The organism is Prevotella sp. AM34-19LB, from assembly GCF_003468525.1.
GTDB lineage: Bacteria > Bacteroidota > Bacteroidia > Bacteroidales > Bacteroidaceae > Prevotella.
The window spans coordinates 1-23,902 of record NZ_QSIG01000028.1; the positions used below are offsets into that span (position 1 = coordinate 1).

The window sequence follows — 23,902 nt, forward strand, 5'->3', positions numbered from 1 at the left end:
GGTCACCGCGATTTGCCGGGCATGCAGAAAGCCTGTCCCTGCTTCGATGCCACGAAGCTTCAGCCTCTGCTGGCTTCATAGCATCTCATGAAATTCTCCCAACCTGTATATTCTGGCAGGTTGGGGGAATATCCAGAGTTTCACGTCTTTCACTTCCGTACCTTGGTCGGCTTCATCTGCCCAAGTGAGCGATACTGACAAACCGCCTTCTTCCTCACCGTCATGAACATCATGGTCGCAACTTGCCAACAGGCATGGGACGCATAACAGCACCCATAACCAAATATTAAATCTTCTTTTTGCTTTCATTTTCTATCTTGTTTTATGGGTTACTGATGATTGTCTGTTGTCTCTACTCGGCGAGCTTTCTGGGCTTCGCGAGATCCGTCGCTTCCCTTACCTGCAGCCGAAATGCGGCTTGCCGCTATGCCTTTCTTTACCAGCCAGGCTTTCAGGGTTTCTGCTCGCTGGCGAGAAATGCGCTTGTTCACCGCTACGCTGCCCCTGGTGTCGCACCAGCCTGTCACCGTCACCTTCATATCCGGATTCTCCTTTAATATATGGAGGATTTCGTTCAGCTTGGATTCCTCGTCAGGTTTGATGGCGATACTGTTGAAATTGAAGTAGATAACAGGGAATTTCACCTCTGAGGTTTCAGCAATGTCTTGTTCTGCAACCTTGGTTTCTGCCTTATCCGCCTTGGCAGCCGACTCTTGCTGTTGGGTGTTCTCCTCTGGGGTAGTCAGCTGTTGCTGGACTTCCGGCTGAGGAATGATTGAGGTTTCCATCATCTTCCTTTTCTTTGCCTTGGTGAAGCTGATGCCCAGTCTGATGCCGCTTTCCCAAACGAAGTTGTTCTTGTGGAGATGTTCCGGCATTCCGTCCATACGTTCTCCTGTAAGACAGGTCAGACCGGAATAGATGCCCAATTTCAGACATGAGGTCAGTTGGTAGCCCACCTGCAAGTCTGCGCCATAACCCAAATGCCAGTTGGTAGAACCTTTCATTTCCTTGGCATCATCGGCTATAGTCTGGATATCAGCCTTGGTAGTTACTGCATATATATGAGGTGAAACAGCCAAATCCCATCGGCTGTCAGCTGTTTGAGGGAACAACCCAAGGAGGTTAACGTTCACTCTTGCCCCATATCTGCCCATTCTGACATGGCTTTTCAAATTGGCATACTCCCAACTGTCCATGCCTAAGACACCTGTCTTGTAAAGCACACCGTCGCTACCCAACCAATAGTTACGTTCTACGCAACAGTCTTGTGCTGACAAGTTCATTTCTCCATACTTGGCAGATAACTCTGCCGAGAATATGGAGTGAAACGATAGCCACCATATAAACCAGCAGCCCAACCGAGGTGCGTCTTGTCGTGTCCGAAACTTGAGAAAGTTGAGAAACCGAAAGGCATTCCACCCTCAATACCGACGTACCAGCCATGCGAAATTGCCTTTCCATCTTCTTTCACTTCTGCTTTCACAAAAGAAAATGGAAGAATAAATGCAAGCATTGCGACCAGCAACCGTTTTTCTATTGTTAAATAATTTATCATATCATTCATTTTTTTACCGTAAAAATAAAAATCTATCTCCAATTACAGGACAAGTATCCACCATAAAGCTAATTCATCCATTCTATCCGAAACTCACTCCAGGAAATACAAGAGGTTTGTTAGGAAGATAAATATGGATGCCAACAGCAAATAGATATAAAAGCGTTCTCTACTTGATGAAGTCACGAATGCTATAGCGAGCCTTCCAATGATTCTCAAGATACATTCTGTACTCATGTATCATGGCATATCCGAAGATAATACATGATATGAGTACAAACACCCCGATGATGATCAGGCTAATTCTATCCTTGGCATTGTTTCTATTACTTCTTTCATATTGCAAATATAGTGAATTTCTCCGAAAGAAGGTGTAGTTTTTACCTGTTCATGTGTCGCATTCGCAGGAATGCGACACCTTTTTGGCTGTTTTTCGTAGAAAAACAAAAACTCGTTGTACATCCACATAAGAACTTACAACGAGTTTTTAGTTATTTATATTGGGAGTTTTGACACGCCCTCCGCATGATTATTTATTTTGTTATATCAAAAGCTACATAATATTCTAGATCAGATTCTACTACACCGTCATGGCCTATAGTACCATGTAAATAGTAGCATCGTCCATCATCAGAACAATAATAATCAGCATAAGAATCTTTTACTATGCCTGCATTACATAAAAGTTCAAATTCTGCAAAGGTGACGAGTCGTCCCCCGATAGCCTCTGCCTTTGCTGCGGCTGCCTCTTTGTTTTCAGCTGCCGCTTGTATGGTCTTGCAGGCTACGACAGCAGAAGTGCCGGTAGAAGAGAAAACGATGCAGTCATAACTGCCGCTTTCGTTGGCAAGTATGTAGTCTTCACCAACATTCAGCAACTTACCTTCCTTGTCCGAAGTGCTCCAGGTGGTATTGACATCTATAAGGAATTGCTGGTTGACCTTTGCGCCATACTTTCCTGTGATGTAAGTCTGATAGTTAGCTTGTACGGGTACATTACTTATCGTCTTTTCTTCTTCTTCATTGTACTGTGTAATGAAATTATCAAGGTTCGCCTCATCCGCACTTGCCAACACGTAGAAACTGCCTATTTCCACAGGAGAATCGGTTGTCCCATGTATTTCGTTTTCGATGGACAGTGTCTTGGTGTCAGATTCTGTTCCTGTTGTCGTACCGTCTGCCACATTGAAGCTCGATGGGCGGCTATAAGTCACGGTCATGCTTCCAGGCTCCAACACATCGGTTTCCCTCAAAATTACTTTGGCTACAGCACGATTCAGCGTGACGTTTACCTGATTACCATTGCTTACTTTAACCGATTGGCTTGCATAAAAAGCCTCGGCATTGGCATCTGCCTCAGTGCTTTTCAAGTCTTTCACACTTGTCAAGTCCGCTGCGTCATAGTTCGTACTGCCATGGTCTGCCCAGAAAAGACACTTGTATGTACCCGGAGGCAACAGGATGGTAAAGCTGTTGTTTTCGAAAGTTGTTTCCTGCTTTACTTCTGTCGTACCAGCCTCATCATAGACAGCAACCACATAACGCAAGCCATCCACGGTAGCTCGTGTTTGGGGCTTCTCGTCGGTTGCGAGTGTGAAAGTCACTTGTTGTACTGTGTTGTTTCCCTTGTCGGTAAACAACTCCTCGTTCTGACTGCACGATGCCAGCATCGCTGCGATGCCCAGCATCAAAAAAACTTTTTTAATCATTTTCAAAAACATTTTTAATCATTTTCAAAAACATTTTTAATCATTTTCTAATTGTATATTTACTTGTTACTTAAAACCACACATTGTATATTCCGCTCCATTCGGTATTTATGTCGATGCCGCCCTTGTTGATGCCAGCCGTAAGAAAATTGCCATACACTGTCGTAAGGTGGCTATTCCGGTAATTTATCCGAACACCCGAAGCACGACATAACGTGTTACCTTGGTTGTCGGTTACGGTAACTGTAACATTGACAAGTGACTCTGTTCCATTTACCAACACCCAATCGCCGCCTACCAGAACCTCATTGTCAACATCATTATAATGAAGTGATACCTGCGAGTAACTTATACCACCTACGGCATCATTCGGTTTTCCTGTAGAAACATTAAATCCAGAGGGGAAATATCCCTCATACTGAACCTTTACCGTCAGATTCTTCAACGGGGGGTATATATCTGGCTTCGCTTCCATCAGCTTGCGGTAGTTTTCTACGTCTTTGGCTATGAGGCGGTACTTTGCCAATGGGCGTTGGAGTTGCACATTCATTGTTGCGCCCTCTTCGGCCAGCGTGATGTCACTTTTGTTATAGTACGCCGCATCCTTGGCATCGGTGTTCGCCGTGTATGGCTTCGTGACGATGGACACTGCTTTCAGGCTTTCCGTATGATAAAATGTGTCGGCAAGCGGATTGTCAGCGTGGGCATAGTCCGTCCACAGGCGCAGGTCGTAAGAGCCTTCTGCCAATTCAAGCTCCACGAGATATGTGCCGTCGGCTTGCGGGACGGGTGTCACGGCTTTGTGAAGCACCACGATGTCCGTGCCTGCCTTGCAGAGTTCTGCCACACACCTTATTGTATTGGCGGTTCCGGCGGCACGAGTCTTGCTCTTCTCTGGTGTGTAATCCGGCAGTTTCGGGGCGGGCAGCGTGAGCTGCAGACGGAGCGTGGACAGCGTGAAAACACCCCGCTGCAGGAAGACGGTGACAGGGCTGATGCCGTCCTCCGTCACATTCACCTCCGCTATGCCCGAAAGCAGGTTGGTCTCGTGGCTCATTTCCATCTCCAACCACTCGTGCAGGGCAGTGAGGGTAGAGGCCTCCGCCGCTTCTTCGTCCGCATTGATGACCACCGCTACCGTGTAGTGTCCGGCTTCTAAGGGATGCAGGACGGCAGCAATGCCCCGTGCGTCCGCATAGTTGTAGGTGGCGTAGAGGTTTCCCCCCGTGCCGTAGATGTAGAGCTTGATTGCCCCGATAGGCACGTCTGGACATTGGGTATTGTCGATGGTTACGGCCATACCCCTCTCTTCCTCGTGCGGGTCACGGTTGCAGGCTGTCAGGCACACGAACATGAGCAGCGTACATATCTTCAGATAGATGTATCTTCTTTTCGTATTCATCGTCTTTGGTTCTACTTTATTTCTTTTTCAGTCACGGCACGGATGCCCCATAGAGGAAAGAACAAGCCATCTCATTTTTACATAATTCATCTTCATATCTTTTGTTTTTGAATTAATAATTTCTTGTAAAAATAAATACTTTTGTGCGTTCTGTCGAATCTTACCACTATGCAGCGGCATTATCCACCGAACGACACCTGTTCTCTCATTGCCATTATATATACTGTGATTCCCAGAATGACGACAAAAGTCAATCCGAGAAACAGATAGATATAGAATCTCTCCCTCTTGATGAAATCGCAGGAGCTATAGCGAGCCTTCCAATGATTCTCAAGATACATCCTGTACTCATGTATCATGGCATATCCCAAGATAATACCTAATATGAGTACAAACACCCCGATGATGATCAGGGCTAATTCTATTCTTGGCATAGTTTCTAACATTTCTTTCATGGCACAAAGATAGTGTTTTTCATCAAAAAAAGGAGGCGCATTCCCCTGTCAATGTGTCTACTTCCTATGTTTTAGGTGTCTACTTCGTAGGAAGTAGACACCCATTTTAACGATTTATTCCCTTATATTATGCGTTTTTCTGGTATTTTCTTCTCGCCATTCGGTAGGCGTACAACCTTCCTTTGACTTGAATATCCGGTACAGATAGGTACGGGCAGAGAAGCCACACTCGGCAGAAATAATGTCATTACTATAGTCTGGAAATTCCAACATCATCTTCTTTGCCGCATTGAAACGTATATCACCAAGCCATATTCTGAATGTAGTTTTCAGATACTGGTCGAAGAATACAGATAACTCATCCTTGGAGATACAAAGTGTGCGAGAGAGGGTAAGCATATTCACAGTACTGTCCTTATATCCTAAATTCGCACACCATGCATCAAGACTTTTCTGGATGAAATCTCTGCGCTCATCGGAAAGTGGTTGTAAAGATTCTGTTCTGCTATCAGCAGAGGTCTGCTGTTTAGCAGAAAGTGCCCCCCCCATACCTATATTTTGTTCCCACCAAGGCATCGTTTTCCACTTCTTTATCCAATAGCTCTTCTGTTGGAATATAACTGCTGCCAAGAGCAATAAACGTAAGATTGAAGAACAACAAGGCAAGCAATTCGGCAGGACCTACTATATATAATAAGGTGGTAGAAAAGATGGCAACTGGCATAGCGAGTACTGCGAGCCATAGAATGATTACACTGGCACGCGAATATCTTACGTAAGGCAACAAGTCTGTTGCAGCCATTGTCTCCAACATATTTTTACGCCTAATCATCTCCTGAATAATCATGTATATGCAATAGATAACACTTACGCAGCACAGAGTCAGCATCAGATAAAGCCCTTCTCTGATATACAGGCTATGATGAAGACTGATTCCCACGCAAAAGATCAAAATGATGGCAGCATAAATGCCACTACACATCAATATCATCTTTCTGAGGTTGGAACTTGTGGTCTCTATGTTGTAGATTCCCATGGAGATAAGCGAAAAACAAGGAGTATAGATTAGAATATTGACGGTTGCCCCAAGACTGTCGTCGGCAGCACGGAATCCAAAAACCATCTGCACGGCATATTGTATCGCCAATCCTATTAATGCGGCAACAATCATCCATCGTGAACGCTCATACCGCTTGTTCTCCCATCTTACATGCAGATGAGAGAGTGCCACGAAGAAGGCATTGATGAGCATGAAGATGAAACATGCAAACTGAAGTAGAAATAATGAATCCATAGTTTTCTTATCTTATGTTTACTTTCTTGTATTTCTGGTTGCTTGCCGTAGGATTATCCGGATTAGTCATCTGCAAATATCCTGCTGCGACAAGGGAGGTGATGTAACGCTCACGGTTCTTGGTTTGATTGGATAAACCAAGGCGTTCCATAATCTCTGCGGTGGTTCGAGGAACTGAACAGAAATTTACTATGTCCCTTTGCTTATTAGACAATGACACTTTTTTAGTGTCAGAGTGTCTAAGTTGAGTGTCTAAGTTGGTGTTAGAGTGTCTAAGTCTGGTATCTAAGTCACTCTCAGAAGTATCTAAGTCGGTGTCAGAGTCTTGAACTTGGTTACTTTTTTCCTCGACTTGGTTACTTCCCTCCTCGACTTCGTTACTTTTTTGTTCGACTTGGTTACCGACTTGGTTACTTTCCCCCTCGACTTGGTTACTTTCTCCTCTCCAAACCGTGATGACAAATTCCTGCGCCTTGTCATTATTCGTAAACGTGACATTGATATCTTCGTCCAAAGCACGAGTGATGCCGCTACCTACACCAGTGTATGGCAGCAAGTATATAGCATTGTTAAAAAGGAACATATTGCGAGGCATGGAAGTTCCTGCCTTGATATCCTCAATAGTAAGTCCATTAGGCAATGCACCAGGACTATGAATCTCAACACGATTGTCGAAAATGAAAATGCGAACAGGGGCTTTCATGTTCAACGAGCGATGTACAAGACTGTTTACCGTGAATTCAACCAAACTGGTATAAGGTATTTCCAACTTTCCCATGCTGTTGAATTCTTCTCCCACCTGCACATTATGCAGATTACGAGTGAAGAAATCCATGATTGTGTCATACTGATGAAGCAGATTTCCCTCCATATCTACATCATTCACCTTGTCACGAAAAACCTTGCTGCCGACACTGTTGCCTGCAAAACAGATGCATTTGGCTGTCATCATTGGCATCCAGCGCTGGGTGTATTTGCCAAACAGAAGCATGGCAGCAACGGTCAGTGTGCCATCGGGACGGATAAATCGCAGATTGCGAAGTATCTTCTCACAGTCATGTCCCTTAGCTATGGCAGAGCAAATCATATCAAGTGATGCTTCATTAAAAGCGTCACCTGTCAAGCCTTTCTTCTCCAAAACTCTTTCAAAACGGTTGCCAAGAAACTGCTTGATGGTCGTTGCATCAAGGTCGTTGACAGTTGCATCCCTAACACCAGCCTCGTCTGGAGCAAAACTACCGCAGTCGGTCATCATTTCTGCAAGTTCTGCATTATCGAACACTTTACGCTTGTCGGCACCATTCTTCACCCATACGATTCCCTTATTGTCATGATAAGGCTTGTTGAGTCCTTCCTTCACAGTAGCAATAACCAAGTTGCCATCCTCGACCTCAACAGTATCTATCTTTATCAGAATGGATGGCACTACGTTTTCTGAAGCAATATCACTCAATAAGTTGGTAGTTTCTTGTACCTCAGAATACGACAAGGCATTGATTTCTCCAGTCTTATCCTTTATACCAACTACCAACTTGCCACCATGTGAATTACTGAACGCCACTAACTCACAGGCAATATCATATTTGTCGAGAATGCGTTCCTTGAACTGCACCCCTGACACCTCGCCAGCGTTTATCTGTTTCAATATATCGTCCATCATTCTTTGCCATACATTATTATAAAATAAGTAAATACGCTTGCAAAAGTACAATAATAATTTTAGAAAAAGGAATAATATTCTCAAAAATTTATGCAAAATACAAACTAATTGAGTATTTTGCAATAGATAGACTATGCTAACCTCGACAAAACCAAGACAGCTGCACGAAAGGATGTCTGCTGCACTGGCGGTGATAAATAACTTTACAGATTAAACGTTGCGGAAAAATCTCTTAAGAGAAGCTGGCGTTTCCCTTAAGGAAAAATATATTTTCCCTTAAGGAAAAAAATAAAAATCCTTAAGGGAAAATTCTCAACCTCTTCTTTCCCCATTTTCCTGGCGTTTTCGTCTGATACTCTCTTCCTTGAATATTGTTTACACGGATATGGAGAGAAAATGGGAGTTGAACAGGCATCTATTGCGATAGCTTTGCGATGTCACAGAGTCGCTTTTCTATTTCGTATGTCTCTTCAGGAAGATGCTGTGGTCGATGCAGGCTGGGAGCTCTTCCTTATAGTGGGTAACCATGATCATCGTCTTGTTCTTTCGCTTGCAGAATGCCTCGATGATATCCTTTACCAGGCGGCGGTTTCTGTTGTCAAGACCATGAAGAGGCTCGTCGAGGATGAGAAGCTCAGGATCCTTCACGAAGGCACGTGCCAGAAGTACCAGGCGCTGCTCGCCACTTGACAGCTTCAGAAAACCACGATCTTCCAAACCCTCCAGACCGAAGACTTTCATCCAGAAACGGCACTGGTCCATATCCTCTTCCTTTGGCTTTACATAGAGACCCACAGAATCGGTAAGGCCGCTCGCCACAATGCGGATGGCTGGCATATCACGCTGATAGGAACGGTGAAGCTCTGGAGATACATAGCCGATATGCTTCTTGATATCCCAGATGCTCTCGCCACTGCCACGAGGATTGCCGAAGAGGGCAATGTCGCAGGCATAGCTCTGCGGATTGTCGGCACATACCAGACTGAGCAGGGTACTCTTGCCGGCACCATTCTGTCCGCTCAGCGCCCAGCGCTCACCATTGTTAACCGTCCAGTCGAGATCGTTGAGAATGATGCGCTCGCCATACTGGATGCGGACCTTGTTCATCTTCACCACTTCCTGACTGTGATATTCCCGGTCGCTATATGGCAGGTCGATGATGGCTTGTTCTAATTCTTCGCATAGTACGTGGGCAGGGATGGGGTTGCGCTGTGCCAGATATTCTTCCTTGGTAAGCTTAGGATATACCTTCATATCCTTCACTTCTACCACGTGGGTGATGAACTCTGGGATATCATCGCTCTTGCTCAATACGAGAATAATCTGCAGATGATGCTCTGTGGTAAGTGACTTGAGAAGCTCCTTGAGCTGGTCGCGGGTGTCGGCATCCAGACCGATGAAAGGATTGTCCATGATCAGCACGCGAGGCTCAGAGAATAGGGTAGAGGCAAGCTTGAACTTGCGGAGCTCTCCACTGCTCAGCAGGATGGTGTATTTGTCGAGCAGGTGGTGCATGTGGAACAGCTCGTAGATGTGTTCCTGCAGCTGTCTGCGCTCAGGAGTATCTTCGCCAGCCATCTGATAAGCCTCTTCCAGCTTATCCTTGACGATAGGCGTGTTCTCATCTATTTCCAGCTGGTTCCAGCGCTGCTGCAGGAAGTAGGTGCGGTCGTTGTCGCCTCCGTAGGTATCACGGAAGGTGATATACTTGATATTGTCGCTCACCAGGGATTTGGTACTAGGAGAAAAGTCGTAATCAGGATCGTGCATCAACAGCGGGTGTCTGCCCACAAGGATGTCCACGAACATCGACTTACCTCCACCATTGGGACCTACGATAGCGATATGCTCGCCGTCGCATGCCTCGAAGTTAACTGGCTCAGCCATACGCCATTCCGGCATACGGGTTACGCCATTCTGAATACTGATAATCTTTTGCATCTCTCTTATTTTTTTTGATATGATTGCGTGATAACAGGGTGATATTCCCGGGCTGGGCTACTTGTGCGTGGTACGGTTGATAGCCGCCAGAAGCTTTGCCTGCGGGCCCGTCATACCTGTACCTTTCTCTATGCGGCTGGCGTTCTTGGTAGCAAAATCCTTCCAGCTGCTATAGTGCCTGTCGCCCGTTTCGGGTCTGCCCATCTGCAGGAAATGGCAGTAGGCAGCGCCCAGGGCATCGGTGGCATCCATGTATTTCGGCATCTCGTCTTCCCGGATGTTGAGCATGCGCTGCAGCATCGCCGCCACCTGCTCCTTGGAAGCCTGACCTTGTCCGGTAATTGCCATCTTGATTTTCAGCGGAGCGTACTCGTGGATGGGTACGTCGTGGTGGATGGCAGCAGCGATAGCCACTCCCTGCGCCCTGCCGAGCTTGAGCATCGACTGCACATTCTTGCCGAAGAAGGGAGCCTCTATCGCCATCTCGTCGGGCAGATAGGAATCGATGATGCCAGTCACTCGCTCGAAAATCCTTCCGAGTCGCAAGTAGGGATCTTTCTCCTTGCGCATGTCAATGACGCCCATCACCACCAGTTCTGCCTTGTTGCCGATGACGCGTATCACGCCATAGCCCATCACGTTGGTGCCGGGGTCAATGCCCAGGATAATCTTTTCTGTGTTCGATTTCTTCTGAATCATCTGAATGCTGTATCTTCTGAATCCTTGGAATTCTGAATGCTGTATCCTCCTGAATCTATCGGTCCATATATGGATTATGAGCCAATTCCTCGCCGATGCTGGTAGCCTCACCGTGGCCTGGCAGCACCTGTGTTTCATCCGGCAACATGCCGAGATGGCGCAGGCTGTTGATGATGCGGAACATGCTGCCGCCAGGGAAATCGGTTCTGCCGATGGAACTCTTGAAGAGGGTATCGCCCGAGAAGAGTACGTGCTCTGCCTCGCAATAGAAGCATACGGAGCCGTTGCTGTGGCCCGGAGTCTCGATGATGGTGAATTCGTGATTGCCGAACTTGATTACCTCATCTTCCTCAAAGAAATGACCGATAGGAGGGAAGTGGGTGTCGAGCTGCATCTGGTAGAATGTCTCTGCCTGATGAGCCAGACCCTTCATCAGCTTCTCATCGCCCTGTGCCACTTCCGGCTTCAGTCCGAACTCCTGGTAGATGGTGTCGTTGCCGAAATTATGGTCGAGATGACCATGGGTAACGAGGAGATGAACAGGCTTCAGATTGTTCTTTCTGATATACTCGGTGATTGCCTTGCGCTCTTCTGGATAGAAGGCACCGCAATCTATGATGACGCACTCGAGGGTGTCATCGCTGACCACGTAGCAGTTTTCCTGCAACATGTTGACTTGGATCTTTCGATATGTAGCATTTTACTTTGAACTTTGAGATTTGAACTTTGAACTTTATGATTAGTGAAGCTGATGAATTTTTCACTCTTCACTTCTATGCCGGAACATAAACCAGCTGCTTGTCCTGGCTGAACCACTCCTCATCGAAGAAGGTGTTGAGAGGGGTGATTTCCGAAATCTTATAATACTGCTTGAGCTCCTCCTTCAGATTGCCGCCCTTGAGGCAGAGCAAACCATTAGGCAGGGCATTCTGACCCGCCTTCTTGAAGTTCTTCTTGATGATCTTCATCAGGTCGGGCAACTGCATTACGGCACGGCTCACCACGAAGTCGTACTTGCCTTTCTCGTCCTCGCCGCGCAGGTGTTCAGCCACCAGGTTCTTGAGTCCGATAGCGCCAGCCACCTCATTGCACACCTTAATCTTCTTGCCGGTGCCGTCGATGAGCTTGAACTTGCACTCTGGGAAGAGGATGGCAAGCGGGATGCCCGGGAAACCACCGCCGCATCCGAAGTCGAGAATCTCTGAACCCGGGCGGAAGTTGATCGCCTTGGCAATAGCCAGAGAGTGGAGCACATGGTGCTCGTAGAGGTTGTCGATATCCTTGCGGCTGATGACATTGATCTTGGCATTCCAATCGCGATACAGACCGTCGAGGGCAGCGAACTGCTTCTTCTGCTCGTCGGTGAGGTGAGGGAAATATTTCTCTATGATATTCATTCTATCTTGTTTTTGTTTCTTTCTATCTAATACTATATTTATTAATGTATATAAACCGATGCAAAGGTAGTGCAAATTGTAGATAAAACAAAATAAAATTAGCTTTTTTTGTATATTTAGTAGTTATTTCGGGGCTAGTTAGCAAAAAAATGTGTACCTTTGCACCCGAAAAAGATGTTAGATAGTATTTATTTAATATAAAAAGTAATGATAAAAGCAGCATTATTCGACTTAGACGGCGTGGTTTTCGATACCGAAAGCCAGTATTCCGTGTTCTGGGGAATGATAGGCAGGGAGTATCATCCGGAGATGCCTGACTTTGCGCTTCGCATCAAGGGACAGACCCTGGTTCAGATCTACGACAAGTACTTCTCTGATGATGCCACATTCGCTCATATTGATGGATACACCGATTGCAAGTCGGAACAGGCTAAGATAACAGCCCGGCTCGATGAGTTCGAGCTGAATATGTCGTTTCCTTACATTCCCGGATTCGAAACTTTCCTGAAAGACTTGAAGGCGCATGGTGTGAAGTGCGCTGTGGTGACGAGCAGCAATCTGCAGAAGATGGAGCAGGTGTATAAGCATCATCCTGAGTTTAAGACCTATTTTGACCGCGTGCTCACCAGCGAAGATTTTGCCAAGAGCAAGCCGGATCCAGATTGTTATCTCAAGGGCGCTGCCTGTTTCGGAGCAAAGCCGGAGGAATGCGTAGGTCTGGAGGACAGCTTCAACGGACTGAAGGCAGTGAGAGCTTCGGGTGCATTTACCCTCGGACTCGCTACTACTAATTCTGCAGAGAGCATCCAGCCATACAGCGACTATGTGATAGCCGATTACAATGGATTCGGATACGATGACCTGGAGAAGATTGTAGAAAAGAGATTAAGATAATACTTTTAGTAAACACAATTATATGGGATATTTATCTACAGACAAAAAGAAAATCACAACCAAGACCTACGCCGAAATGAAGGCGGCAGGTGAGAAGGTTACGATGCTTACTGCCTACGATTTCACTACCGCAGGCATCATCGATGCAGCTGGCATCGATACCATCCTGATAGGTGATTCGGCTAGTAATGTGATGGCTGGAAATGCTGACACATTGCCTGTCACCGTAGATCAGATGATTTATCACGCACGCAGTGTGGCTCGCGCCTGCAATCATGCACTCGTGCTCTGTGATATGCCTTTCGGCAGCTATCAGATTTGTAAGGAGGATGCCTTGCGCAATGCCTGCCGAATGATGAAGGAGACAGGCGTGGATGCGCTGAAGCTGGAAGGTGGCGTGGAAATCCTGGATACTGTTCAGGCACTCATCAATGCCGGTATTCCTGTTTGCGGACATCTCGGACTTACTCCTCAGAGCGTGAACAAGTTTGGCGGTTACGGTATCCGTGCCAAGGAAGATGCAGAGGCCGAGAAGCTGGTCAGCGATGCTAAAGCACTGGATAAGGCTGGCTGTTTTGCCATTGTCCTGGAGAAGGTTCCTGCCAAATTGGCGGCTGAAGTTTCACGTCAGGTAAACGCTGTAACTATCGGTATTGGAGCTGGTAACGGCTGTGATGGACAAGTGCTGGTTTATGCCGATGCGCTCGGTATGACCCAGGGGTTCAAGCCAAAATTCCTGCGTCATTTTGCCCAGGTAGGCGAGGAGATGCAGAAGGGAGTTAAGGCTTATATCGACGCCGTGAAGAGCGTGGAGTATCCAAGCGCAGAAGAGAGCTACTAAGATGGATACGCAAAATACACCGGTGCATTTTAATCTGTGGCACCGTGACTTCTGGCGTCTCTGCTTCGCCAATCTCTTCCTGATGACGAGCATCTACATGCTCCTCCTGAGCATACCTTATTTTATGACTAAGGAGGGTTATTCCCTTGCTCAGGTGGGTGTGGTGTATGCAGCCTATGGCTTGGGCGTCTTTCTGCTGGGTGGTTTCTGTTCTTATCTGGTGCAGCGCTATCGTCGCAATCGGGTATGCCAGATATCCATCCTGGGCGTGGCAGTCAGTCTCGTCGTTCTTTATTATCTGGAAACCTTCTGGAATATCAAGGTGGGCTTCGAGATGCTGGTGGCGATGCGTCTGATTCAGGGCGCTTTCCTGGGCTTGGCAGAGATGTCGCTGGCGAGTACGCTGATTATCGATACCTGTGAATCTTTCCAGCGTACGGAGGCGAATTATATCACCTCCTGGTTTGCCCGCTTTTCCATTGCGGTAGGTCCATTGCTGTCGCTTCTGGTCTATGATGTCTTCAGTATGAAAGTCGTTTTTCCAGTAGCCTCGGTATTGGCATTGGTTGCCTTGGTGCTGGTTTCCAGGGTGAAATTCCCGTTCAAGGCTCCGTCAGAAAACGTGTCACTCATCAGCAGTGACCGCTTCTTCCTGCCTCAGGGATTTCCGCTGTTCATTAATATTGTATGCATCATGGTGATACCGGGCTTCTATCTGGCGCTGCCACATTCTCTCACCGTCTATGCGATGTTTTTTTGCGGACTGTTTCTGGCATTGGTGGCAGAGAAATACGTTTTTGCTGATGCAGAGCTGAAGAGTCAGGTAATCGTGGGACTGATATTGATGTCGGCTGCGGAATTTGTTTCCTTAAGCGATCAGAGCTTTGCCGTAGAGATGCTTGTTCCAGCCTTGCTGGCCTTGGGAGTGGGTATCATCGGAAGCCGATTCCTGCTTTTCTACATCAAGCTTGCCAAGCATTGCCAGCGTGGCACCAGTATGAGTTCCTTCTTCCTGGCGTGGGAACTGGGGTTGAGCTTAGGAATCGGATTGGGTTTCTGGCTGGTGAAGGACGTGTATCAGAAATCTCCTGATATGGATCGGGTGATATTGAATCCAGTGTATAGTGAACTTCTGTATCCGGCTGTCGGATTGACAGTGGTTTCTCTCCTGATGTATCATTTCCTAGTACATCCATGGTATATGAAGCATCGCAATCGCTGATGCTTCGTGTGCCAGCTTTATTAAAAGTTTCTAAAAATAGCGTTTGTGAAACTTTTTTAATATAATTTAGTTAGCTTTATTCGCTTTTGTGCTCATAATTGAGTACTTTTGCGTTTGATTTGAGGGCGGAGGGCATTTTTGGAGTGCCCTTTGTTCTGTTTTTAGAATGAATTAAACGTAAAATTGATATAAGATTATGGCAGAAGCTATTGATATCCGTGAGTTGAATATCCGGATTGAACAACAGAGTCAGTTCGTTACCAATCTGGTAATGGGCATGAACAAGGTCATCGTAGGTCAGAAGCACCTCGTTGACTGTCTCCTTATCGGTCTTCTCTCTGATGGTCACATTCTCCTGGAAGGTGTACCGGGTCTGGCGAAGACTCTTGCAATCAAAACATTGTCACAGTTGATTAGTGCAGACTATAGCCGCATACAGTTTACACCCGATTTGTTGCCTGCCGACGTGATCGGCACGCAGATCTATTCGCAGAAGGATGAAGCCTTCCATGTGAAGCGTGGACCTGTGTTTGCCAACTTCGTGCTGGCGGATGAGATCAACCGTGCCCCAGCCAAGGTGCAGAGTGCCTTGCTTGAGGCGATGCAGGAACATCAGGTTACCATCGGCGACCAGACTTTCCATTTGCCTAATCCATTCCTGGTGATGGCTACCCAGAACCCGGTAGAGCAGGAGGGTACCTATCAGTTGCCTGAGGCACAGGTGGACCGTTTTCTCCTCAAGGTTGTCATCGATTATCCTACCATCGAAGAAGAGAAGCTCATCATCCGTGAGAACATCCAGGGCGGTCTGCCTACCGTGACTCCGGTTACTACAGCCGAGGAAATCCTGAAGGCTCGCAGCATCGTCAACGAGGTGTATATCGATGAGAAAATAGAGCAGTATATTGCCGACATCGTCTTCGCTACCCGTTATCCAAACCGTTATGGCCTGGGCGAATTGAAGGATATGATTACCTTTGGCGGCAGTCCTCGTGCCAGCATCTCACTTGCCAAGCAGCCAGAGCCTACGCCTTCATCAAGCACCGTGGTTACGTGATTCCTGAGGATGTGCGTGCCGTGGCTCACGATGTGCTCCGCCACCGCATCGGTCTTTCTTACGAGGCAGAGGCAAGTGAAATCACCAGCGAGGAAATCGTCAGCCGTATCATCAACAAGGTGGAAGTGCCTTGATGAACTAAGTGAAAAGTGAAGAATTCACTTGCTTCACTAATCATGAAGTTCAATGTTCAAAATTCAAAGTTCAAAGTAAATAAAGTTGGATACACAAGATATCTTAAAGAAAGTTCGGAAGATCGAGATCAAGACTCGCGGATTGAGCCAGAACATCTTCGCCGGCCAGTATCATTCTGCCTTCAAGGGTAGGGGAATGGCCTTTGCCGAGGTGCGCGAATATCAGTATGGCGACGACGTGAGAGACATCGACTGGAATGTGACGGCTCGCTTCCATCGCCCTTTCGTCAAGGTCTTTGAAGAAGAGCGAGAGCTTACCGTGATGCTGATGGTGGATGTGAGCGGTTCGCTCGATTTCGGTACCATGCGCCAGATGAAGCGCGACCTGGCTACCGAGATAGCTGCAACCCTTGCCTTCAGTGCCATCCAGAACAACGACAAGATAGGGGTCATCTTCTTTTCCGACAGAATAGAGAAATATATCCCTCCCAAGAAGGGACGCAAGCATATCCTCTACATCATTCGTGAGATGCTCGACTTTCATCCCGAGAGTCAGCGTACCGATATCGGATGTGCCCTGGAATACTTCACGAGGGTGATGAAGCGCCATTGCACGGCTTTCGTCATCAGCGACTTCTACGATAACAAGGACTATCAGCACCAGCTGCAGATAGCCAACCAGAAGCACGATGTGGTGGGAATCCAGGTGTATGATCCACGTGCCAAGCAGCTGCCCGATGTGGGACTGCTCAAGGTGATGGATGCCGAGACGGGACACGAGATGTATATCGATACCAGTTCGAAGAAATTGAGAGTGGCTCACACCCAAAACTGGTTGCGACAGCAGGAGAATCTGCGACAGCTCTTTGCCAAGAGCAAGGTAGATTGGACTTCGGTAGCCACCAACGAGGACTTCTCGAAGGCGCTCCTGGTGCTGTTCAAACAGAGAGGCTAAAGTAAGATAACATGAAAATAAAGAATATCATATTGACGATGGCGCTGATGGGTTGCTCTATGCTGGCTTTCGGTCAGACCGTGGAGCAGCGCTTGGATTCCCTGCAGCTGCTTATCGGACAGCAGACCATCCTGCACCTCAAGGCTACTGCCCGGAAGGGTGCCAGGATTGTGCTGCCTTCCTTCAAGCCTCAGGACCAGATTGTACCTGGTGTAGAGGTGGTGGAGCAGAGCAAGGGCGACACGATGCAGATGGGTGATGATCGCATCCAGGTGAGCCGCGACTATACGCTTACCTCTTTCGATGAGAAGGTGTATGTGGTTCCTGCACTCGATGTGAAGATCGACGGCAAGAGCTATCACGGAAATCCGTTGGCGCTGAAGGTGCTCACCGTTCCGGTAGATACGGTGCATCCTAACCAGTTCTATCCGGCAAAGGGTGTACAGGATAATCCTTTCGAGTGGAGTGAGTGGAGCTTCGCCTTCTGGTTGAGCCTGCTGATGATTATCATCTGTGGTGCAATGATTTATCTCCGTAATCGTCTGAAGAAGAACAAGCCTATCATCGCCCGCATCCGCATCGTGAAGAGGGTGCCTGCCCATGAGAAGGCGCTGCGTGAAATCAATGACATCAAGCATCATCATACCAACGCCAGCCAGGAGACTCAGAAAGAGTACTACACCCAGTTGACCAATACGCTGCGTGCCTATATCGTGAGCCGCTTCGGATTCAATGCGATGGAGATGACCAGTGGAGAAATCATCGAGCACCTGCGTGCTTCGGGCGACCAGAAGATGATAGACGAGCTAAGAATGCTCTTCTCTACCGCCGACCTGGTGAAGTTTGCCAAGTACGAGATTCCGATGAACGAGAACGATGCCAACCTTGTGAATGCCATCAACTTCATCGACCAGACGAAGACCGATGAGCAGCCTAAGGAGGAGAAGATCGTTCCAACGCTCAGCACCGAAGACCAGAAGTCGCAGCAGCAGCGCCGACTCATCAAGACTCTGCTCTGGGTGGGCGGCATCAGTGTAGTTGCCATCTTTGGCTACATCGTTTATCAGGTAGCAATGCTCGTGATGTAAATGTCATCAGGCTCGGAAATCCAGAGCCGGTGATGTAAACAATAAAAAGAAATTAAGAAATGGAATTTGCAAGTAAAGCATATTTTCTGCTGCTCCTGCTGCTGATACCTTATATATTATGGTATTTCCTGGGCAGGAAGAAGAGCGAGCCTACGATGCGCATGAGTGATACACGCATCTATCAGTATGCTCCCAAGAGTATGCGCGTCAGACTCATCCATCTGCCGATGGTGCTGAGATGCATCTGCTTCGTGCTCATCGTCATCGCCATGGCCCGTCCGCAGACCCACTATTCCTGGGACAACAAGACCGTAGAAGGTATCGATATCATGCTTGCCATGGACGTATCAACCTCTATGCTTGCCGAGGACCTGAAGCCAAACCGTATGGAGGCGGCGAAGGATGTTGCCACTGAGTTTATCTCTGGCCGTCCTACCGACAATATCGGACTCACCATCTTTGCCGGAGAGGCTTTCACGCAATGTCCGATGACTACCGATCATGCCAGTCTGCTCAGACTTCTGCATGACACCCGCACCGATATCGCGGCTCGCGGACTCATTGACGACGGTACCGCTGTGGGTATGGGACTTGCCAACGCCGTGACCCGACTCAAGGATTCCAAGGCAAAAAGCAAGGTGGTAATCCTGCTCACCGACGGTAGCAACAACATGGGTGACATCTCGCCTATGACCGCTGCCGAAATAGCCAAGAGCTACGGCATCAGAGTATATACCATCGGTGTGGGAACCAACAAGGTGGCGCCTTATCCGATGCCTGTGGCAGGAGGCGTGCAGTATGTCAATATCCCGGTGGAAATCGATACCCAGACGCTGCGCGACATCGCTCAGACCACCGATGGAAACTTCTATCGTGCTACGAGTACAGCCGAGTTGAAGAAAATCTACAAGGACATCGACAAGTTGGAGAAGTCTAAGTTTAATGTGAAGCATTTTGCCAAGCGCTATGAGGCCTACCAGCCTTTTGCCCTGGGTGCACTCCTGATACTGCTTCTGGAGATATTGCTCCGCCTCACTTGGTTCAGAAGAATTCCTTGATGAAAGAGGAGTTTAGACAAAATAGATTATAACATCATATAAATATGTTAAGATTTGAAGATCCTACGTTTCTCTGGCTGCTCTGGCTGATACCGGTGCTCATACTGGTTCGTCTGGTAGGCTGGAGAAGGCGAAAGGCTAAGCTGAAAAGATTGGGCGATCCGGAACTGCTCAAGCAGTTGATGCCCAACATATCCAAATACCGTCCTACGGTGAAGTTTGTGCTGATGCTTGCTGCCTTGGCACTCGTCATCGTGATGGTGGCTCGCCCTCAGATGGGAAGCAAGATTTCTCACGACAAGCGTAACGGCATCGAGACGATGATCTGTCTCGATATCTCCAATTCCATGCTTGCCGAGGATGTGGCTCCTTCCCGTCTCGACAAGAGCAAGATGCTGATAGAGAATCTGGTAGATAACTTCAGCAACGACAAGATCGGCCTGATCGTCTTTGCAGGCGATGCCTTCGTGCAGTTGCCAATCACCAGCGATTATGTATCGGCAAAGATGTTCCTGCAGAATATCACACCGGGTCTGATCCAGACTCAGGGTACTAATATCGGCGATGCCATCTCGCTTGCCACCAAGAGTTTTACCCAGCAGGACAATGTGGGTAGAGCCATCATCGTGATTACCGATGGTGAGAACCATGAGGATGGTGCCAAGGAGGCAGCCGAGATGGCCCAGAAGAAGGGCATCAACGTGTTTATCCTCGGTATCGGTAATACCAAGGGTGCTCCTATTCCGATGGGCGATGGCTCTTATCTGAAGGATCATGCAGGCAATACCGTGATGACTGCCCTCAACGAGCAGATGTGCCGCGAACTGGCGCAGGCTGGCAAGGGTCAGTATATCCATGTGGATAATACGAGTGATGCAGAAAAGGCATTGAATGATGACCTTACCAAGTTGCAGAAGGGAGATATGACCAGCGTGATATACAGTGCCTATGATGAACAGTTTCAGGCTGTGGGCATTCTCATCATCCTCCTGCTCATCATCGAGGTCTGCATGCTGGAAGTAAAGAATCCGTTGCTCAGGAACATTAAGTTCTTCAAAAGGGATTCCTTGAAGCTGCCGAAATAATGCAGGCAGAAGCTTTAAAATATAGATGTTAAAATGAAGTATATACATTATATAATAGTAACTGTGGCAATGTTGCTGGTGGGTACGGCACAAGCCGGAGCCCAGACTGATCGCAACCTGATCCGTCAGGGCAATCGTGCCTTTAAATCTCAGAAATGGGCAGTGGCAGAAACCCAATATCGCAAGGCTATCTCCAAGAATCAGAAGAATCCACAGGCGATATACAATCTTGGTTGTGCGCTCATGGCGCAGCAGAAAGACTCCATGGCGATACAGCAGTTTACCAATGCTGCCCAGTTGGAAACCAACCGCCTCCGCCGTGCTGCCAGCTGTCACAACATGGGCGTAATCATGCAGAACCATCGTGACTATGCCCAGGCCATCGAATACTACAAGATGGCGCTGAGATGCAATCCACAGGACAATGAGACCCGTTATAATCTTGCCCTCTGCAAGAAGTTGCTCAAGAACAATCCGCAAAACAAGGATCAGAACAAGAACAACAAGGATAAGAACAAGGACAAGAACAAGAACGATCAGAATAAGGACAAGAACAAAGACAACAAGGATAAAAACGACGATAAGAATAATAAGAATAACAAGAATAATAAGAATAACAATAACAAGAATAATCAGAACCAAAACCAGCCGAACCAGGACAAGATGAGCCGCGAGAATGCCGAGCAGCTCTTGAATGCCGCCGTTCAGCAGGAGCAAGCCACCAAGCGCAAGTTGCAGAAGGCGATGAGCCAGCCACGCAGAAAGGCTTACGACAAGAATTGGTAAAAGATTAGATGAGATAAAAATACGATTTAAATATAATATTTAGCTATTATTTAAGATACGATATGAAAAGAATAGGTTGGTATTTGATATTGCTGATATGCTTGCTAGGCTACCAGGTGCATGCGGTGGCCCAGAATATCTCCGTGTCGGCTCCATCGCACGTAGCGGCTGGAGAAAACTTCCGTGTCGCCTATACCATCAACACCCGTGATGTAGAGGAATTCAGAATGGGTGCGGTGCAGGATGGACTCGAAGTCATCGCAGGTCCTTACACATCTTCGCAATCCAGTTATCAGATGATCAACGGACATACCTCGTCCTCTTCATCTGTAACCATCACCTACACCCTTTATGCAGCAAAGAATGGTACCTTCAACATTGGTGCTTCCCACGCCATCGTGGATGGTAGGAACCTGGCTTCTCGCGCCGTGAAGATTACGGTGTCGGGTCACGCTCAGCGTACCAACGGCGCGCCTAGCATGCACGGACAGAATAGCTACGACCAACCTCGTATGCGTACCGCTGGCTCTGCCATCTCAGGCAGCGATCTCTTCATCAAGGTGTCTGCCAACAAGAAGAGAGTACACGAGCAGGAACCTATCCTGCTTACCTACAAGGTATATACACAGGTGGAACTCACCCAGCTGGAAGGTAAGATGCCAGACCTGAAGGGATTCCACAACCAGGAAGTGCCTTTGCCACAGCAGAAGACCTTCCATACCGAAATGGTGAACGGTCGCCCTTACAAGTGCGTTACCTGGAGCCAGTATGTGATGTATCCTCAGATGACCGGTAAGCTGGAGATTCCTTCCATCACCTTCAAGGGCATCGTGGTACAGCAGAACCGCAATATCGACCCGATGGAGGCCTTCTTCAATGGTGGTTCCGGATATGTAGAGGTAAAGAAGAACATCAAGGCTCCGGGTATCACCCTGCAGGTAGATCCGTTGCCTCAGCGCCCAGCCAATTTCTCGGGTGGAGTAGGTAAGTTCAATATCTCTGCTTGTCTTGACAAGAAGGAAATCAAGGCAGGCGAACCTATTACGCTCCGTGTGATTGTGGGAGGTATCGGAAACCTCAAGTTACTGAAGCAGCCAGTAGTGAATTTCCCGAAGGATTTCGACAAGTATGATGCCAAGGTAACAGATAAGACCCGACTCACCGCCAATGGAGTGGAGGGTAATATGATATACGACTTCCTGGCTGTGCCTCGCAATCAGGGCAGCTATACCATTCCAGCCGTGGAGTTCACCTATTATGATACCAGCAAGAATGCGTATAAGACCATCAAGACCCAACCTTTCACTCTGAACGTGGAGAAGGGAGATGGATCAACATCCGAGTCGGCTGACTATACCAGCAAGGACAAGGATATCCATACCATCAAGTTGGGCAAGACCTCACAGCATCAGGCAGATGATATGTTCTTCGGAAGCTTCGGCTACTGGACCAGTCTGCTCATTCCGCTCATCGCCTTCTTCGTGCTGCTGGTGGTATTCCACCGCAGAGCCATCGAGAATGCCGACATCGTGAAGAAGCGCTCCAACAAGGCGGGCAAGATAGCCACCAAACGTCTGCGCATGGCCAACAAGCTGATGCTGCAGGGCAAGCAGGGCGAGTTCTATGATGAGGTGATGCGTGCCCTCTGGGGATATATGAGCTACAAGCTGAACATGCCGGTAGAGCAGCTCTCTCGTGAGAATATCCGTGAGAAACTCTTCGCCCACGATGTGGATGATGTTACAATACAGAAGTTTACTTCCGCTCTCGATGAGTGCGAGTTCGAGCGTTATGCTCCAGGCGACCCTGCCGGCAATATGAACCGTACCTTCGAATCAGCAATGACAGCGATTATGGAAATAGAAAATGCAATTAATGCGGCTCGCAAGAACGCCAAGAAGCATCCTGCCGGATATTCCTTCGTATGGCTGCTCCTAGCGATGCTGGGCTTCGGCGCTTCTCCGGTATCGGCAATCACCAAGAACAATGCCGATACGGAATACCAGAAGGGCAACTACCAGCAGGCTATCCGCGACTATGAAGAGCTGCTCAAGAATGGTGCCTCTGCCGAGATTTACTACAACCTCGGCAATGCCTACTATCGTACAGATAATATTACCAAGGCGGTGCTCAACTATGAGCGTGCCCGCCTGCTCTCGCCTGGAGATGAGGACATCAACTTCAATCTCCAGTTTGCGAGAAGCAAGACCATCGACAAGATTACCCCGGTAAGCGAAATGTTCTTCGTTACCTGGTATAAGGCGCTTGTCAACTTCACGAGTGTAGATAACTGGGCGAAGGCTGGCATCATCTCCATCATCATGGCGCTGCTGCTCGTGCTGCTCTATCTTTTCGGTCCGCACATCCTGATGCGCAAGATCGGCTTCTTTGGCGGTATCGGTTTCTTCCTCGTCTTCCTGCTGAGCAATCTCTTTGCCTATCAGCAGAAGCAGGCGCTTGACAACCGCAAGGGTGCCATCATCATCTCGCCTTCCGTGAACATCAAGAAGACGCCTGCCAAGACCAGTACCGATCAGTTTGTACTCCACGAGGGTACCCGTGTAGATATCATCGATAAGGGTATGACCGACTGGCGTGGCATCCGCGTAGGCGATGGAAGAGAAGGATGGATCGAGACCAAGCATCTCGAGGAAATTTAAAAAGTGA

At 47.9% G+C, this 23,902-nt stretch carries 24 protein-coding genes and 1 pseudogene; 11 read left to right on the plus strand and 14 right to left on the minus strand.

The window, feature by feature from the left end; translation table 11 throughout:
- Positions 1 to 75: 75 nt before the first annotated feature.
- The 6 genes from DW830_RS09730 to DW830_RS16105 all read right to left on the minus strand — a co-directional run bounded on the left by DW830_RS09730 (position 76) and on the right by DW830_RS16105 (position 4,180).
- Positions 76 to 249: a hypothetical protein gene (locus DW830_RS09730; protein WP_233544470.1), complete on the minus strand. Its 174-nt coding sequence runs from the start codon at positions 247 to 249 to the stop codon at positions 76 to 78.
- Positions 250 to 329: 80 nt separating this feature from the next.
- Entirely contained in the window at positions 330 to 1,286 is a 957-nt protein-coding gene (locus DW830_RS09735; protein WP_119249745.1) for an OmpA family protein, read from the minus strand.
- Entirely contained in the window at positions 1,283 to 1,567 is a 285-nt protein-coding gene (locus DW830_RS09740) for a hypothetical protein (protein ID WP_147487246.1), read from the minus strand. The genes DW830_RS09735 and DW830_RS09740 overlap by 4 nt, the downstream gene beginning before the upstream one ends.
- Before the next feature lie 160 nt (positions 1,568 to 1,727).
- The gene (locus DW830_RS09745) at positions 1,728 to 1,904 is read right to left on the minus strand and encodes a hypothetical protein (protein WP_233544471.1); all 177 of its coding nucleotides are present in this window, start codon (positions 1,902 to 1,904) and stop codon (positions 1,728 to 1,730) included.
- A gap of 187 nt (positions 1,905 to 2,091) precedes the next feature.
- Positions 2,092 to 3,267, minus strand: coding sequence for a fimbrillin family protein (locus DW830_RS09750; RefSeq protein ID WP_199656101.1), 1,176 nt, complete (start codon positions 3,265 to 3,267; stop codon positions 2,092 to 2,094).
- Between the two features lie 70 nt (positions 3,268 to 3,337).
- The gene (locus DW830_RS16105; protein WP_317125395.1) at positions 3,338 to 4,180 is read right to left on the minus strand and encodes a DUF6562 domain-containing protein; all 843 of its coding nucleotides are present in this window, start codon (positions 4,178 to 4,180) and stop codon (positions 3,338 to 3,340) included.
- Between DW830_RS16105 and DW830_RS16110 the strand changes: the two genes are divergently transcribed.
- Positions 4,070 to 4,426, plus strand: coding sequence for a hypothetical protein (locus tag DW830_RS16110; protein WP_199656105.1), 357 nt, complete (start codon positions 4,070 to 4,072; stop codon positions 4,424 to 4,426). The genes DW830_RS16105 and DW830_RS16110 overlap by 111 nt on opposite strands.
- Positions 4,427 to 4,848: 422 nt before the next feature.
- Here the strand turns inward: DW830_RS16110 and DW830_RS09760 are convergent, their stop codons facing one another.
- The 8 genes from DW830_RS09760 to rsmG all read right to left on the minus strand — a co-directional run bounded on the left by DW830_RS09760 (position 4,849) and on the right by rsmG (position 12,115).
- Positions 4,849 to 5,103 (minus strand): hypothetical protein, encoded by a 255-nt coding sequence (locus tag DW830_RS09760; RefSeq protein ID WP_233544472.1) that lies wholly within the window; start codon positions 5,101 to 5,103, stop codon positions 4,849 to 4,851.
- 135 nt (positions 5,104 to 5,238) lie between these two features.
- The gene (locus tag DW830_RS09765) at positions 5,239 to 5,673 is read right to left on the minus strand and encodes a helix-turn-helix domain-containing protein (RefSeq protein ID WP_089542919.1); all 435 of its coding nucleotides are present in this window, start codon (positions 5,671 to 5,673) and stop codon (positions 5,239 to 5,241) included.
- On the minus strand, positions 5,651 to 6,418 hold the full coding sequence (locus DW830_RS09770) for a hypothetical protein (RefSeq protein ID WP_119249751.1): 768 nt from the start codon (positions 6,416 to 6,418) through the stop codon (positions 5,651 to 5,653). The genes DW830_RS09765 and DW830_RS09770 overlap by 23 nt, the downstream gene beginning before the upstream one ends.
- A gap of 7 nt (positions 6,419 to 6,425) precedes the next feature.
- Positions 6,426 to 8,078, minus strand: a complete 1,653-nt coding sequence (locus DW830_RS09775) for an RNA-binding domain-containing protein (RefSeq protein ID WP_119249774.1) — start codon at positions 8,076 to 8,078, stop codon at positions 6,426 to 6,428.
- Between the two features lie 453 nt (positions 8,079 to 8,531).
- Positions 8,532 to 10,019: an ATP-binding cassette domain-containing protein gene (locus DW830_RS09780; protein ID WP_118311043.1), complete on the minus strand. Its 1,488-nt coding sequence runs from the start codon at positions 10,017 to 10,019 to the stop codon at positions 8,532 to 8,534.
- 57 nt (positions 10,020 to 10,076) lie between these two features.
- A complete protein-coding gene (gene ruvC, locus DW830_RS09785) occupies positions 10,077 to 10,718 on the minus strand; it encodes a crossover junction endodeoxyribonuclease RuvC (RefSeq protein WP_119249752.1) in 642 nt (213 codons plus the stop codon).
- Between the two features lie 55 nt (positions 10,719 to 10,773).
- Positions 10,774 to 11,388 carry an MBL fold metallo-hydrolase gene (locus DW830_RS09790; RefSeq protein ID WP_119249753.1) on the minus strand — a complete coding sequence of 205 codons (615 nt, stop codon included), beginning with the start codon at positions 11,386 to 11,388 and terminating at the stop codon, positions 10,774 to 10,776.
- Between the two features lie 103 nt (positions 11,389 to 11,491).
- A complete protein-coding gene (gene rsmG, locus DW830_RS09795) occupies positions 11,492 to 12,115 on the minus strand; it encodes a 16S rRNA (guanine(527)-N(7))-methyltransferase RsmG (RefSeq protein ID WP_119249754.1) in 624 nt (207 codons plus the stop codon).
- 207 nt (positions 12,116 to 12,322) lie between these two features.
- Here rsmG and DW830_RS09800 point away from each other — a divergent pair, with 207 nt between their 5' ends.
- From DW830_RS09800 to DW830_RS09845, 10 genes and pseudogenes are all read left to right on the plus strand, one after another.
- Entirely contained in the window at positions 12,323 to 13,009 is a 687-nt protein-coding gene (locus DW830_RS09800) for an HAD family hydrolase (RefSeq protein ID WP_119249755.1), read from the plus strand.
- Positions 13,010 to 13,031: 22 nt separating this feature from the next.
- Positions 13,032 to 13,850 (plus strand): 3-methyl-2-oxobutanoate hydroxymethyltransferase, encoded by an 819-nt coding sequence (gene panB, locus DW830_RS09805; protein ID WP_119249756.1) that lies wholly within the window; start codon positions 13,032 to 13,034, stop codon positions 13,848 to 13,850.
- Between the two features lies 1 nt (position 13,851).
- Positions 13,852 to 15,072, plus strand: a complete 1,221-nt coding sequence (locus tag DW830_RS09810; protein WP_119249757.1) for an MFS transporter — start codon at positions 13,852 to 13,854, stop codon at positions 15,070 to 15,072.
- 196 nt (positions 15,073 to 15,268) lie between these two features.
- Positions 15,269 to 16,263, plus strand: a pseudogene (locus DW830_RS09815) (AAA family ATPase).
- Between the two features lie 85 nt (positions 16,264 to 16,348).
- Complete coding sequence (locus tag DW830_RS09820) at positions 16,349 to 17,218, plus strand: DUF58 domain-containing protein (RefSeq protein ID WP_119249758.1); 870 nt, start codon at positions 16,349 to 16,351, stop codon at positions 17,216 to 17,218.
- Between the two features lie 11 nt (positions 17,219 to 17,229).
- Positions 17,230 to 18,306, plus strand: a complete 1,077-nt coding sequence (locus DW830_RS09825; protein ID WP_119249759.1) for a BatD family protein — start codon at positions 17,230 to 17,232, stop codon at positions 18,304 to 18,306.
- Positions 18,307 to 18,365: 59 nt separating this feature from the next.
- A complete protein-coding gene (locus tag DW830_RS09830) occupies positions 18,366 to 19,364 on the plus strand; it encodes a vWA domain-containing protein (RefSeq protein WP_118311050.1) in 999 nt (332 codons plus the stop codon).
- Between the two features lie 44 nt (positions 19,365 to 19,408).
- The gene (locus DW830_RS09835) at positions 19,409 to 20,449 is read left to right on the plus strand and encodes a vWA domain-containing protein (protein ID WP_119249760.1); all 1,041 of its coding nucleotides are present in this window, start codon (positions 19,409 to 19,411) and stop codon (positions 20,447 to 20,449) included.
- A gap of 33 nt (positions 20,450 to 20,482) precedes the next feature.
- A complete protein-coding gene (locus DW830_RS09840) occupies positions 20,483 to 21,235 on the plus strand; it encodes a tetratricopeptide repeat protein (protein WP_119249761.1) in 753 nt (250 codons plus the stop codon).
- Positions 21,236 to 21,297: 62 nt separating this feature from the next.
- Positions 21,298 to 23,895, plus strand: a complete 2,598-nt coding sequence (locus DW830_RS09845; RefSeq protein ID WP_119249762.1) for a BatD family protein — start codon at positions 21,298 to 21,300, stop codon at positions 23,893 to 23,895.
- Positions 23,896 to 23,902: the final 7 nt, after the last annotated feature.